This window comes from uncultured Succinatimonas sp. (assembly GCF_905203285.1).
In the GTDB taxonomy this organism is placed as follows: domain Bacteria; phylum Pseudomonadota; class Gammaproteobacteria; order Enterobacterales; family Succinivibrionaceae; genus Succinatimonas.
This window is the reverse complement of the sequence record NZ_CAJKVK010000054.1, coordinates 1-14,081: the sequence shown is the minus strand read 5'-3', so window position 1 is coordinate 14,081 and position 14,081 is coordinate 1. Positions and strand designations below refer to the sequence as shown.

General features: G+C 44.2%; 9 protein-coding genes and 1 pseudogene. 5 read left to right on the top strand and 5 right to left on the bottom strand.

The window, feature by feature from the left end; all coding sequences use genetic code 11:
- Window positions 1–204 precede the first annotated feature (204 nt).
- The 4 genes from QZ019_RS06610 to QZ019_RS06595 form a co-directional block, all read right to left on the bottom strand.
- Complete coding sequence (locus tag QZ019_RS06610; RefSeq protein WP_294564401.1) at window positions 205–1,653, bottom strand: glutamate synthase subunit beta; 1,449 nt, start codon at window positions 1,651–1,653, stop codon at window positions 205–207.
- Between the two features lies 1 nt (window position 1,654).
- Window positions 1,655–6,220, bottom strand: coding sequence for a glutamate synthase-related protein (locus QZ019_RS06605; RefSeq protein WP_295483442.1), 4,566 nt, complete (start codon window positions 6,218–6,220; stop codon window positions 1,655–1,657).
- Between the two features lie 58 nt (window positions 6,221–6,278).
- Window positions 6,279–7,688: a glutamate--ammonia ligase gene (glnA, locus tag QZ019_RS06600; protein ID WP_295483440.1), complete on the bottom strand. Its 1,410-nt coding sequence runs from the start codon at window positions 7,686–7,688 to the stop codon at window positions 6,279–6,281.
- A 535-nt stretch (window positions 7,689–8,223) separates the two neighbouring features.
- On the bottom strand, window positions 8,224–8,478 hold the full coding sequence (locus QZ019_RS06595) for a zinc ribbon domain-containing protein (protein WP_295483436.1): 255 nt from the start codon (window positions 8,476–8,478) through the stop codon (window positions 8,224–8,226).
- A 180-nt stretch (window positions 8,479–8,658) separates the two neighbouring features.
- On the opposite strand from QZ019_RS06595, the gene QZ019_RS06590 reads away from it, so the two are divergent.
- From QZ019_RS06590 to gpsA, 3 genes are read left to right on the top strand one after another with little or no spacing between them, the layout of a single operon-like run.
- Window positions 8,659–9,123 carry a rhodanese-like domain-containing protein gene (locus tag QZ019_RS06590; protein WP_295483433.1) on the top strand — a complete coding sequence of 155 codons (465 nt, stop codon included), beginning with the start codon at window positions 8,659–8,661 and terminating at the stop codon, window positions 9,121–9,123.
- Between the two features lie 25 nt (window positions 9,124–9,148).
- Window positions 9,149–9,649 carry a protein-export chaperone SecB gene (secB, locus tag QZ019_RS06585; protein WP_295483430.1) on the top strand — a complete coding sequence of 167 codons (501 nt, stop codon included), beginning with the start codon at window positions 9,149–9,151 and terminating at the stop codon, window positions 9,647–9,649.
- Between the two features lie 18 nt (window positions 9,650–9,667).
- On the top strand, window positions 9,668–10,672 hold the full coding sequence (gene gpsA / locus QZ019_RS06580) for an NAD(P)H-dependent glycerol-3-phosphate dehydrogenase (protein WP_295483427.1): 1,005 nt from the start codon (window positions 9,668–9,670) through the stop codon (window positions 10,670–10,672).
- A 64-nt stretch (window positions 10,673–10,736) separates the two neighbouring features.
- Here the strand turns inward: gpsA and QZ019_RS06575 are convergent, their stop codons facing one another.
- Complete coding sequence (locus QZ019_RS06575) at window positions 10,737–11,327, bottom strand: NifU family protein (protein WP_295483425.1); 591 nt, start codon at window positions 11,325–11,327, stop codon at window positions 10,737–10,739.
- A gap of 200 nt (window positions 11,328–11,527) precedes the next feature.
- On the opposite strand from QZ019_RS06575, the gene pckA reads away from it, so the two are divergent.
- Both pckA and greB read left to right on the top strand, forming a co-directional pair.
- On the top strand, window positions 11,528–13,117 hold the full coding sequence (pckA, locus tag QZ019_RS06570; RefSeq protein ID WP_295483422.1) for a phosphoenolpyruvate carboxykinase (ATP): 1,590 nt from the start codon (window positions 11,528–11,530) through the stop codon (window positions 13,115–13,117).
- 90 nt (window positions 13,118–13,207) lie between these two features.
- Window positions 13,208–13,681: pseudogene (gene greB / locus QZ019_RS06565) on the top strand (transcription elongation factor GreB); the annotation flags it as partial.
- Between the last annotated feature and the right edge of the window lie 400 nt (window positions 13,682–14,081).

The window sequence follows — 14,081 nt, the reverse complement described above, 5'->3', positions numbered from 1 at the left end:
GCGCATAAATCCAAGGGAAAATTTTTTAACTTTTTTATTGCACTGCTTTGGTGAGCTTCTTGAAGTTTAGAAAAAACAGCTTAAAAAGAATAAAGAGCTTAATTTTTAGAGTAGATTTTTATCTTATAAAACAAATAATTTTAAATAAAAAAGTTCCCCAAGGGCGGTTTAGACCTTCAGGGAACTTTGAGCAACAGGTAGTCTTTAGTGATTTAAATAACGATTAACCGCATAGGCACATTGTCTGCCCTCTGCGATTGCGTACACAACCAGTGATTGTCCTTTTCGTCCGTCTCCTGCGGCAAACACTTTATCGCAGGATGTCTTATAAGCGTTTTCTCCATCAGTCGGGGCGGCAATATTACCTCGACTATCAGTTTTAAGTTTAAATTCGTTTACGAGCGATAAACTCGGATGAGCATATCCCATGGCGATAAGGACAATATCGGCATCCATTTGTCCTTGGGTGCCTTCAATCGGAGTGATCTTGCGATTGGGACCCCATTTGACTTTTACTGTACGGATTGAACTTACTTTTCCTTCACCTTCAAAAGAGGTGGTATTGGTAGAGAAAATTCTCGTACAGCCTTCCTGCTGGGAAGTGGATGTTCTTTTTATCTTTTTGTAATAAGGAAAGCCGCAGTGCGGATCGACGTGCTCGGGCAATTCATCGTGATAGTCAAGCTGAGTGACCGAGCTTGCACCTTTACGGATAGCTGTTCCGATACAGTCGGAAGCGGTTTCACCGCCGCCGATGACAACAACTTTCTTGCCCTTTACGTCAATAGGATTGGTTACTTCCCCGTCATTTTCCTTATTTTGCGCGATAAGAAAATCAAGGGCAAAATAGATGCCTTTTAACTCGCGTCCCGGAATTTTCAGATCGCGCGGCTGTTCGCTCCCGGGACATAATACAACTGCATCATATTGTTTTGTAAGCGATTGTCCGCTTATAAAGTTTGTTGCCTCACAGTGAACGCCTTCCCCCAAATCTTCCTTCTTGCCGACCATGGTGTTAACGATGAATTTAACGCCTTCCTGCTCCATTTGACTTAAACGGCGATCGATAAGACTTTTGGAAAACTTAAAGTCCGGAATGCCAAAACGCAGCAGCCCGCCTGCTTTACTGTTTTTTTCATAAATAGTAACGTGATTGCCAAGACGAGTAAGCTCCTGGGCGCAGGCGAGCGCTGCAGGTCCCGAGCCAACTACAGCTACTTGTTTTTTAGTATCTTTTTGCGGCTTGAATATGCCGACAAGTCCGTGAGAAAAAGCATATTCGCTGATTTTACGTTCAATGGCTTTGATGCTTACGCTTTTGTCGGTAAGACTTAAAGTGCAGCCGTCTTCGCACAGAGCCGGACAAATTCTGCCGGTGATTTCCGGGAAATTATTGCTCATTGATACGAGCTTGTATGCTTTTTCAAAATTTCCTTCACATACTGCCTGGTTTATTTCAGGCATGACATTGTGAAGCGGGCAGACGCGCGTGCAGAAAGGAATTCCGCAGTCCATGCAGCGTCCTGCCTGATTGATTGCCGTTTTGTCGTCATAAGTTTTTATAAATTCATCAAAATGACGAATTCTTAAGGCAACATCCTGATGCTCGGGTTCTACCCGCGCAAAGTCGATAAATCCGCGTTCAAAACCCATTTTATGCATTCTCCTTGTTGAGACCATTTAATGCCTTCAGATACTCTTCAGGCAAAACTTTGGCGAAGTTTTCAAGCTCATTGTCAAAATTGGCAAGAATTCGTGCGGCTTTTTGACTGTCGGTTGCCGCAAGATGTTCTTTAAGCAAAGAGTAAATCTCTGTTTTATCGTTAAAGCCGTCTTGATGCTTTGAGCTTTTATCGCAATAAGTAACGATAAAGTTGCCTTTTGCAAGGAAGTTTTTAAGTTCATGCTTAGGGTCGTAAACGTATGCAATACCGCCTGACATTCCGGCGCCGAAGTTGCGGTTAACGGAGCCTAAAATCATGACGGTACCGCCCGTCATATATTCACAGCCGTGATCTCCGCATCCTTCGCAGACGGCAGTGGCTCCGGAGTTACGCACGGCAAAGCGTTCGCCGCATTTGCCGTTTAAGAAAACCTTACCTGAGGTTGCGCCGTACAAGCAGGTATTGCCGGCAATGATGTTTTCATCGGCATTGCCTGAAAAGTCAGAAGCTTTGCGTACTTTAATAATGCCGCCTGACAAGCCTTTGCCTACATAGTCATTAGCTTCGCCGGTAAGATTTAAGGTAATTCCTTTTACAAGAAAGGCACCGAAACTCTGACCTGCGGTTCCGTTAAGATTCAATGTAATGAAATCATCTGCAAAATCACGCTTTTGCTTAGTGATTAAATTTGAAATCAAAGTTCCTACGGCACGATCAGTGTTGGCGACCTTGCTGTCTATAGACAAAGCTTTGTCGGATTTAATGGCGTTTTCAACTTGGTTGAGGATACGGCTGTCAAGAGACTTTTCTATCTCATGGTGCTGTTTTGTAGTGTTATAAGCTGAGTCACTTGATTCTGCTTTAAAGAAAATTTTCTTAAAGCTTAAGTCATGAGCTTTGATAGAGTCGGAAATCTGCTTTTTATCAAGTAAATCAACTTTACCGATCAAGTCATCAAGTTTACGGATGCCTAAAGAAGCCATGATTTCACGAGCCTCTTCAGCAACGAAATAAAAATAGTTGATGACAAAGTCGGCTTGTCCTTTAAAGTTTTTACGCAAGATAGGATCTTGGGTCGCTATACCTGCAGGACAGGTATTTTTTTGGCACTTGCGCATTAAAACGCAGCCTAAAGAAACCAAAGGTGCGGTTCCGAAACCGAATTCGTCGGCACCTAAGATCGCTCCGATAACTACGTCACGGCCGGTCTTGATTTGTCCGTCGACCTGAAGACGTACGCGTGATCTTAAGTTATTCATAAGCAAAGTCTGCTCAACTTCGGCAAGTCCGATTTCCCAGGCAGAGCCGGTGTTTTTAACCGAGTTTATGGGAGCCGCTCCGGTACCGCCGTCATGACCTGAAATTACCATATGATCGGCTTTGCACTTGGCAACACCGGCAGCGACTGTGCCGATCCCGTGTTCCGACACGAGCTTAACCGAGATCTCCGCTTTAGGGTTTATAAGCTTTAAGTCGTAGATAAGCTCCGAGAGATCCTCAATTGAGTAAATGTCGTGATGCGGCGGAGGAGAAATCAAACCGATGCCGGGCAGACAATGCCGTAAGTATGCAATGTAAGGCGATACTTTGTGTCCGGGAAGTTGTCCGCCTTCACCGGGTTTTGCACCTTGTGCCATTTTGATTTGAATGACGTCAGCGCTTTCAAGATAAGATGCGGTAACACCGAAACGTCCTGATGCAACCTGTTTGATTCTTGATCTTAAGCTGTCACCTTTTTTAAGCGGAATAGGTACAACAACGTTATCGCCTAAAACTGCGGTTAAGTCGGTATCTTCGGTTATCGGTGCAAAACGCTTGGGATCTTCACCTCCTTCTCCGCTGTTTGACATGCCTCCGATGCGATTCATGGCAATTGCAAGAGTGCAGTGCGCCTCAGCTGAGATTGAACCCATTGACATTGCGGCAGTTGAAAATCTTTTTACGATAGAATCAGCGCTTTCTACTTCCTCTAACGGAATGGCTTTGGTGTCCTTGAATTTAAACATTCCGCGGATCGTCATTAAGCGCTTTGACTGATCGTTAATAATTTGCGCGTATTTTTTATATTTGTCGTATGACTTTTCACGCACGGCCTCTTGCAGCAATGTGACTGCTTCAGGAGTCCACATGTGTTCTTCACCGTCGGTACGGAAATTGAGGTTACCGCCTGAAAGCAGCATGTCATCTGAATATGATTTGGGTGCAAATGCTTCTTTATGGCTTTTTACCGCTTCCTTGGCCACATCGAAAAGTCCGATGCCTTCAATAGGGGAATTGGTATTGGTAAAGTAACGATCGATAAATTCGCTGTTAAGTCCTACAGCCTCAAAGATTTGAGCGCCGATGTAGGACATATAGGTAGAAATACCCATCTTGGCCATGACTTTGGCAAGACCTTTATCGATAGCTTTAATGTAATTGTGCAAAAGCTCCTCTTGTTCTTTAGGATCGGAACTCATGCTCTTTACAAGCGACAATGCGGTGTAAGGATGAATTGCTTCAGCTCCGTATCCTGCGAGCAGAGCAAAATGATGCACAAGACGTGCAGAGCCTGTTTCAACTACTAATCCGGTACTGGTTCTAAGTCCGTTTGATACTAGGCATAAATGCACTGCAGAAAGAGCAAGCAGCGCAGGAATAGCCACGCGATCGGCACTTACCTTCCTGTCGGTAATAATGAGGATATTAACTCCTGACTTTACCGCGTCGACAGCCGCTGCCTTGATGCTTTCAAGCCTGGCTTCAATGCCGTCTGAACCCCAGGAAAGAGGATAGGTAATATCAAGCTCTTTAATCCGGAATTTATTAGCCGTGTAAGAGGAAATTCTGCGGATCTGCTCCATTTGATCATCGGTTAAGATCGGCTGTTCAACTTCAAGACGCACAGGAGGATTGCAAGATACGATATCAAGAAGGTTCGGACGCGGACCGATGAATGATATAAGTGAGGTTACCAACTCTTCACGAATCGGATCGATAGGCGGATTGGTTACCTGAGCGAACATCTGTCTGAAATAATCGTATAAAAGACAGGATTTTGAGGATAAGACGGCTAGCGGTGCGTCGTTTCCCATGGACATAATCGGCTCTTGTCCGCCTTTGGCCATATTTTTTATGACGCGGTCAACTTCTTCGCGGTTATAGGCAAAGACCTTGAGCAGTTTGTTAAGGCCAAGGGAGCACAATTGAGAAGGATTTTGTACGCTCTTGCTGTCAAGCTTAAAGCGCAGTTTTTCAACCCACTCCTGATAAGGTCGCTGCGTTGAAAGCGTAGTTTTGATTTCATGGTCATCAATGATGCGGCCTTGCTCTAAATCAATAAGCAGCATTTTGCCGGGTTCAAGACGCAGTTTCTTTTCTACTTTCTTTTCATCAACAGGAATAACGCCTGCTTCTGATGCGAGAATCACTTCTTCATCAGTAACGTAGTAGCGGGCAGGACGCAAGCCGTTTCTGTCAAGCGCGGCACCGATTTGTCTGCCGTCGGTGAAAACGATGGCAGCAGGTCCGTCCCACGGTTCCATCATTGCGGCGTGATATTCATAAAAGGCTTTAAGTTTAGGATCCAAAGCCGGATTTTTATCCCAAGCTTCAGGTACCATCATCATTATTGCCTGGGCAATCGGATAGCCTGACATGGTCAAAAGTTCGACGGCATTATCAAATGACGCAGAATCTGACTGATCTTTAAAAATCAGCGGCCACAGTTTTTGCAGATCGCTGTTAAAAAGCGGTGAGCTGATATTTTTTTCACGGGCTTGTATCCAGTTGAAATTACCGCGCAAAGTATTGATTTCTCCGTTGTGAGCTATCATACGGAACGGATGGGCAAGAGACCATTGCGGGAAAGTATTGGTAGAAAAGCGTTGATGAATAATAGCAAAGGATGATACGCAGCGCGAATCGGTTAAATCTTTGTAATAAATTCCTACCTGGGAAGCTAAAAGCTGTCCTTTGTAAATTACGGTACGGGTCGAGAAAGACGGAATATAAAATTCTTTGCAGTGCTTTAAGTTAAGGTTATAAATTGCGATTGAGCACTTTTTGCGAATAATATAAAGCTTACGCTCAAATGCGTCGGTTACGCAAAGATCGGGGCTATGGCCGATAAACACCTGTTTTATAACCGGCTCTTTTTCTTTAACGGCCTTTGACATCGGCATGTCTTTATCAATGCTGACGTTTCTCCAGCCTAAAATGGTTTGTCCTTCAGAAAGAATTGCTCTTTCGATTTCTTCTTCGCAGGCATGGCGTGAGGCCGCTTCCTGGGGAAGAAAAATCATGCCGACGCCGTATTCTCCGCGCGGAGGTAAAGTGATGCCCTGTTGGAGCATTTCGTCGCGATAGAGTTCATCCGGAATTTGCAGTAAGATGCCGGCACCGTCGCCTTGCAGCGGATCGGCACCTACCGCTCCGCGGTGGGTAAGATTCTTTAAAATCTCAAGTCCTTTAAGCACGATGCTGTGTGAGCGCTTTCCTTTGATATTGGCAATCATGCCGACGCCGCAGGCATCATGTTCAAATCTTGAGTCATATAAACCGCTTTCTTGTTGCATTACTGTGTACCTGTGCTGAATTCAGCCGCCGCAAGCAGCAGCGGCCGAAGTTTTATGATTAAAGAGCGTAGTAAAGTTCAAATTCGCACGGATGCGGAACCTGATTTACTTTGTTGATTTCCATTTGCTTTAACTCGCAGTAAGCGTTAATAAAGTCATCGGAGAAGACTCCGCCTTGCATTAAGAAGTCTTTATCGGCTTTAAGAGCCTCAAGAGCTTCACTAAGAGAACCGCAGACTTCAGGGATATCCGCAGCTTCTTCAGGAGGCAGGTCATAGAGGTTTTTATCCAGAGGATCACCCGGATTAATCTTGTTGATAATGCCGTCAAGACCTGCCATCAGCATGGCGGCAAAAGCAAGATACGGGTTGGCGGTGCAATCCGGGAAGCGTACCTCAATGTGTGCAGCCTTAGGATTTAACGAAAAAGGAATGCGAATTGATGCTGAACGGTTTGATGCCGAATAAGCCAGCATTACCGGAGCCTCAAAATGCGGAATAAGGCGCTTATATGAGTTGGTTGACGGATTGGTAAAAGCGTTTAATGCCTTGGCGTGCTTGATAATGCCGCCGATATACCATAAAGCTTCTTGAGACAGACCGCCGTAAAGGTTGCCGGCAAAAATGTTTTTGCCGTCTTTGCCGATTGACTGATGGCAATGCATGCCGGATCCGTTGTCACCTGCGATGGGCTTAGGCATGAAGGTTGCGGTTTTGCCCATTTTGTTGGCGACGTTTTGGACGACATACTTATAAATCATCACTTCATCGGCTTTTTTGGTTAACGAATTGAACTTAGTTGCAATTTCGTTTTGTCCGCAGGTTGCCACTTCGTGGTGGTGGGCTTCAATAACGAGGCCCAGATCCTGCATGGTTTTGCACATAGCGGAGCGGATATCCTGTGATGAGTCGACAGGAGGAACTGGGAAATATCCGCCTTTGACTGACGGGCGATAGCCTTTATTGCCGTTTTCGTAGCTTGCTCCGCTGTTCCATGCCGCTTCAACATCATCTACGCAGACGAAGCAGCCTTTCATGGTGCTTTCAAAGCGGACATCGTCAAAAAGGAAGAACTCAGGTTCAGGACCGAAAAATGCTTCGTCGCCGATTCCGGTTGATTTAAGATAGGTTTCAGCGCGCTTGGCGACAGAGCGCGGATCTCTGTCGTAGCCGGTCATGGACTGTGGGTCTAAAATATCGCAGCGAATTGCCAAAGTCGGCTCTTTATAAAACGGATCGACAAAAACCGTATCGGCATCAGGCATTAAAATCATGTCTGATTTGTCAATGCCGCGCCATCCGGCAATGGAAGATCCGTCAAACATTTTGCCTTGGGAGAAGAACTCTTCGTCAATGACGCTTATCGGCAGAGAGATATGCTGTTCTTTGCCTTTGGTATCGGTAAAGCGCAAATCGGCAAACTGCAGCTGCTGATCTTTAATGAGCGAGAGAACTTGTGAAACTTGCATGATTTATCTCCTAAACACGATTTTTGAGCTCATTTTTAAGTTCTAGTCCGCATCTGTAAAGAAAAATCATGAAATTCCTGTTTTTAGTGCGCTTATATAATAATTTAGTGCAATGGAATTTGAGAAAATTAAGACTAATTCTTATGCTTGTTTTCCTTGTGATAAGAATATAATTTTTATCTAAATTGTTGTTTAATTAAAACTAACCGTTATTTAATATTTGAATATCGCTTAATTTATTTTAATTTAGAATTAAAATTAATCTGAAAATAAAGGGTTTTTAAGACTGTAAATTAGATATCGCTAAAAATCGATGCACTTTAATTGAACATTAAATTTCATAGGTTTTTGGTATCGACGTCCTCACCGGTATAAAGGCCGATGATCCTACTGCTAAACAACAATATTGCTATTGTTGTAAGCTTCGGCGTGTTCCTGCTGCCGACCTCTATCGAGGTTCGCTTGACAGGCCATCCGGGCAAGTCCTGCCCTTATTAATATGTTTTGTGCGGCATTGACGTCGGCATGTGCCTCATTACCCGCACTTTACGCACTTGAATGTCTCCTGCTCCTTGCGGTTATCTTTGCTTATGTATCCGCATTTTATGCAGGTTTGACTAGTGTGCTTGGGGTCTACTTTTATTAGTATTCCACCCTTTAATTTTAGCTTATATTCAAGATACGTGAAAAACTTACGCCACGCTTCATTTAAGATTGAACGGTTCAATCCCGCTTTTGCTTTAACGTTCTTACCGGAATTTTCTATCGTTCCTTTACCCGACTTACTCATGTTTTTTATCTTCAAGTCCTCAATATTAAAAACAGAATCTACTCCCCGCGATGATCTCAGCCCTAAAGAACGGGTTTTAGTCGCTGATCTTTTTGATAAAAGCGTGAAATGCGTAATGTGCACTTAAGATCAATATGATAAAATTTACAACTTAGTGAATTTTCTAATTAGAGGTGTCACGTGTCAGAATTTTTTTCGCCTGAATTTATAAGCGAGCTTTCAGGATTTATCTCCCGTCATATTATGTTTTGCGGAGCCTGGCTCGTAGTTCTGGTGCTTCTTATTATCGTTCAGTTTAAGATCATGACCGCAAAGGTCAAGAAAGCCTCAACCGGTCTTGCCGTCATGATGGTTAACCGTGAGAACGGTGTCTTTGTTGATTTGCGCGCTCCCGACAGATTCAAGCTCGGTCATATCGCCAACTCCATTAATATGACTGCAGCTGAAATCAAAGCCGGCAAAATCAATCGCATTGAAAAGAATCGCGAAAAGCCGGTTATTTTGGTCGGTCGCGATAAATATGATTCCGATTCTTTTAATTGTGCTCGCAGCCTTAAAAAAGAAGGTTTCACTCAAGTATTTATCTTAGAAGGCGGTATTGCCGAATGGGAAAATTCCAATATGCCGTTAACCACTAAGAATTAAACAATTGCAAAATAAGGATTGAATAATGTCAGAAAATAATCAGAACAATGCACAGAATGCTCAGCAGCCGGTATTTCAGATTGTTCGCATTTACTCAAAAGACGTTTCTTTAGAAACCCCCAATTCTCCTACCGTTTTTCAGGCTGCTTGGAAGCCTGAGCTTAAGGTTGAGTTTGATTCTAAGACTGCAAAGATCACCGATGATCAGTATGAAGTATGTCTGCGCGTTACCGTAACCTGCAAAAACGGTGAACATACTGCTTTCTTATGCGAAGTAAATCAAGCAGGCGTTTTCCTTATTCGCAACCTGTCAGCTGAAGCGGTTGACTATTTATTAGGCGCAACCGCTCCTAATGTTCTGTTCCCTTATGCTCGTGAGTTTATTTCAAGCTTGGTTGCTCGCGCTACTTTCCCGCAGCTGAATTTATCTCCGATAAATTTTGAGGCTTTATATCGTGCCCGTAAGGCTCAGCAGTCTCAGGAAGCTCAGAAACCTGCCGAGAAGAAGGATGAGCCTGTAGCTTAAATTTTGATGGGATAAACAGTGAAGAATCTTCAGTCTTTATCCGTTATCGGTGCCGGATCTTACGGCACCGCTTTAGCCATTGCCGTAGCTTCCAAAGGCTTTAAGGTCACTTTGTGGGGGCGTAACGCTAAAAGCGTTGAGACAATGGCGCAAAAACGCCAGAATGAGCGTTATCTTCCAGGGATTTCTTTTCCGCAAAGCTTAGTTCTTACCGCATCATTGGAAGAATGCGTTAAAGCTTCTCCTAATTTGCTCGTGGTCGTCCCGAGTTCTACTTTTGCTTCCGTTATAAAAAACATTGTTCCTTTTTTAACTAAGGAGCATCGACTTGCGTGGGCGACAAAAGGAATAGAAGTAGGCAGCGGAGAGTTACTAAGTACCGTTGCATCCAGGATTGTCCCTGAAAATTTACCTCTTGCCGCTTTGTCAGGACCGACTTTTGCCAAAGAATTGGCTTTGGGCATGCCTACGGCAATTGCCGTGGCAGGAAACAATCCTGATTTTTCCTCACAGCTGTGCGAAATAATGCATACTCCGACCTTCCGCATTTATGAAAGTTCGGATTTTATCGGCTTGCAGCTGGGCGGGGCTGTTAAAAACGTAATCGCCATCGGCGCCGGATTGTCTGACGGATTAGGTTTCGGTGCAAATGCCCGTACCGCACTTATAACGCGCGGTCTTGCCGAAATGGTACGTTTAGGTCTTGCTATGGGAGCTACTGAACGCGGATTTATGGGCTTATCCGGACTTGGCGATTTGATTTTAACCTGTACGGATAATCAGTCACGAAACAGACGCTTTGGTTATATGTTAGGACAGGGTGTTACGGTTCAGGATGCTTTGGATAAGATTGCGCAGGTGGTTGAAGGCTATGTGATGACGCCTGAAATCTATAACTTAGCGCATAAATATAATGTTCAGATGCCGATTTGTTCGCAGATTTATGAGGTTATTTGTCACGGAAAACCCGGAAAGACCGCGGCAAAAGAGCTTTTAGGACGCAGTCTTAAAAGTGAGTGCTAGAATTTAGCAAAAGAGAATAAAAAAGGACGCTTTTGCGTCCTTTTTATGCGTCTAAATAAAGATATCAACCGTAAGTCTCGTCAGTTTTGACGTGATTGGTTACGTCTACAACGTCTTTAATCATTCCGGGGAAAGCTTGATTAAGCTGAGCCTGAATTCCTTCTTTTAAAGTAATTCCGACCATTGAACAGCCGTTGCATCCGCCTGAGAAACGAACTTTTACTACACCGTCTTCGGTGACTTCTTCAAGTGCGGCGGCTCCGCCGTGACCTGCCAAAGCCGGATTTACGGTAGTTTCAAAGAATCTTTTTACTCTGTCAAACAAAGTAGCATCTTCAGGTAAATCCTGTTTTTTAAGATTCGGAGCATGGAACGTGAGCAAATCATTGCCGTCATCATCTTTTGACAGATCGATCACCGACTCGTCAAGATAAGGGCTTACGCTTGAATCAATGACGATTTCAAAGCCGTCCATCTTAAAGTGCTCATCATTCATCGTGATGTATTCTTTAGGACAATATAAGATCCCGCATTCGACACCCGGAGTGCCGACGTTGGTAGCGGACAATCTGATGGCAAGACCTTCCATCTTTTGCTTGGCAATGATCTTCTTAAAGTATTCCTGTGCAGGTTTTGATACTGTTATCTTACTCATATAAAAGCTCTTAACACTTGTTTGATATCGCAAATGTATAAGTATATCGCTAAGAAAAAAAATCAACAGTGCAAAAGTGAAAAAAATGCTTAAAAAAAAGCTGTTTTGAGTTTAAAGATAGGCTCTTTTTCTAGTAAAATTAGATGAGTTAATTAAAAACCACCGAGAATTATGTTTTCGGTTTTTATGTGGAGAAAAAAATGGACTTAACTAAGTACGGTATTACCGGCACTACTGAGATTGTTCACAATCCTTCTTACGAGCAGTTATTTGCTGAAGAGACCGCCGCAGGCCTGACCGGCTTTGACAAAGGCGTCGTTACCGAGATGGGTGCCGTCAATGTTATGACCGGTATCTACACCGGCCGTTCCCCGAAGGATAAGTTCATCGTTAAAGATGACACCTCAAAAGATACCATTTGGTGGACCTCTGAAGAATTCAAGAATGACAACAAGCCTTTAACCACTGAAGCTTGGAATGAGTTAAAAGAATTAGCCGTTAAAGAACTTTCCAACAAGAAACTCTACGTTGTTGATTTATTCTGCGGTGCTAACGAGAATACCCGCCTTAAGATCCGCTTCATCGTTGAAGTAGCATGGCAGGCTCACTTCGTTACCAACATGTTCATTCGTCCGACCGAAGAAGAACTCAAGAACTTCGAGCCTGACTTCGTCGTATTCAATGCTTCCAAGGCTAAGGTTACTGACTACAAGCGTTTAGGCCTCAATTCCGAGACCGCCGTTGTCTTCAACCTTACCGAGCGTATGCAGATCATCCTCAACACCTGGTACGGCGGCGAGATGAAGAAGGGCATGTTCTCCATGATGAACTACTACTTACCGCTTAAGGGCATTGCTGCTATGCACTGCTCCGCCAACACCGATATGGAAGGCAAGAACACCGCCATCTTCTTCGGTCTGTCCGGCACCGGTAAGACCACCCTTTCAACCGATCCTAAGCGCTTACTCATCGGTGATGACGAGCACGGCTGGGACGACGAAGGCGTATTCAACTTCGAAGGCGGCTGCTACGCTAAGGTAATTAACCTTTCCAAGGAAAATGAGCCGGATATTTGGGCAGCTATCAAGCGTGACGCTCTCCTTGAGAACGTAACTGTTGACGCAAACGGCAAGATCGACTTTGCTGATAAGTCCGTAACCGAGAACACCCGTGTTTCTTACCCGATTTATCACATCAAGAACATCGTTCGTCCGATCTCCAAGGCTCCTGCTGCTAAGCGCGTAATCTTCTTGTCAGCTGATGCTTTCGGCGTTCTCCCGCCTGTATCAATCCTTGACAAAGAGCAGACCAAGTACTACTTCCTCTCCGGCTTTACCGCTAAGTTAGCCGGTACCGAGCGTGGTATTACCGAGCCGACCCCGACCTTCTCTTCATGCTTCGGCGCTGCTTTCTTGACTCTGCCTCCTACCACCTACGCTGACGTATTGGTTAAGCGCATGAACGCCTCTGGCGCTTCCGCTTACCTCGTCAACACCGGCTGGAACGGCACCGGCAAGCGTATCTCCATTAAAGATACTCGCGGCATCATCGACGCAATTTTGGACGGCTCCATTGATAAAGCCGAAACCAAGACCATTCCGGTATTCTCCTTCAAGGTTCCGACCGCTCTTCCGGGCGTTGATCCGAAGATCCTTGACCCGCGCGACACCTATGCAGATCCTGCAGAGTGGAACAAGAGAGCCGCTGACTTGGCCGGTCGCTTCATTAAGAACTTCAAGAAGTTCGAAGCTTTGAACGGTGAATTGGCTAAGGCTGGTCCTCAGCTCTAATTTGCGTTAACGCAATAACCTTAATAGGTTAAAATAGGCCCGATACGGTTATCCGTGTCGGGCTTTAATGTTTTTTAAGGAATGATCATCATGGGAAAGCCTTATATTACACGTGAAGGTTATGATTTATTGCATCAGGAACTTGATTATTTATGGCTGGAAAAGCGTCCTGACGTAACGCAGAAAGTTTCATGGGCAGCAAGTCTTGGCGATCGTTCCGAAAATGCCGATTATCAATACAATAAGCGTTTACTGGCACAAATTGACAGGCGTATTCGCTATTTGCGCGGCTGCATGAATAATCTCCAGGTGATTGAATACAATCCGCAGCAGGACGGTAAAGTCTTTTTCGGAGCCTATGTTGAAATAGAAGCAGATGACGATGAGTCTTTAATGCAAATAAGAATCGTCGGCGGAGATGAAATCTTCGGGCGTACCAACTATATTTCAATTGATTCTCCTATGGCCAGGGCTTTATTAGGAAAAGCCGAAGGGGATGATGCGTCAGTTCATACCCCTAGAGGTGCGCGTATTTGGTACATAAACAGAATCGCATACCATAAGCCTGATTGGTTTGAAGAACAAAAACCGCATGCTTTTAATATTGAGCCTACGGATGATGATATTGAAGCTGACAAACAGGCAGTTGAAGGTATGGACGCAAAACAGATTGAGCAGGAATACTTAAAGACATTAATTAAATAGCAGGACAGGTTAAGCAAATATTTTATGTAGTTAAAAGTTAAGTATGTTTTTTAAGTAAACTTGTTGAAAGTGAAATTTAAATGCTCATTTTAGAATTTAGCAAGTTTGTTTGATATCGGGATATTTATGGTTATATCGGATTTTGAGGAATATTTGCGGCAAGGAGAGCCATCTTCGCAAGATAAGATCAATGCATGGCAGACGGCTATAGGACTTCAATCCGTTGATGGCTTGTCTCCGTCTCAATATTTACTTGATA

What these genes read in the sequence shown, in the direction of transcription:
- secB (WP_295483430.1), top strand. Translation starts at nt 9,149, where the DNA reads ATGTCAGAAAATAATCAGAACAATGCACAGAATGCTCAGCAGCCGGTA.
- pckA (WP_295483422.1), top strand. Translation starts at nt 11,528, where the DNA reads ATGGACTTAACTAAGTACGGTATTACCGGCACTACTGAGATTGTTCAC.
- QZ019_RS06595 (WP_295483436.1), bottom strand. Translation starts at nt 8,478, where the DNA reads ATGAGTAAGTCGGGTAAAGGAACGATAGAAAATTCCGGTAAGAACGTT.
- QZ019_RS06575 (WP_295483425.1), bottom strand. Translation starts at nt 11,327, where the DNA reads ATGAGTAAGATAACAGTATCAAAACCTGCACAGGAATACTTTAAGAAG.
- QZ019_RS06605 (WP_295483442.1), bottom strand. Translation starts at nt 6,220, where the DNA reads ATGCAACAAGAAAGCGGTTTATATGACTCAAGATTTGAACATGATGCC.
- QZ019_RS06610 (WP_294564401.1), bottom strand. Translation starts at nt 1,653, where the DNA reads ATGGGTTTTGAACGCGGATTTATCGACTTTGCGCGGGTAGAACCCGAG.
- glnA (WP_295483440.1), bottom strand. Translation starts at nt 7,688, where the DNA reads ATGCAAGTTTCACAAGTTCTCTCGCTCATTAAAGATCAGCAGCTGCAG.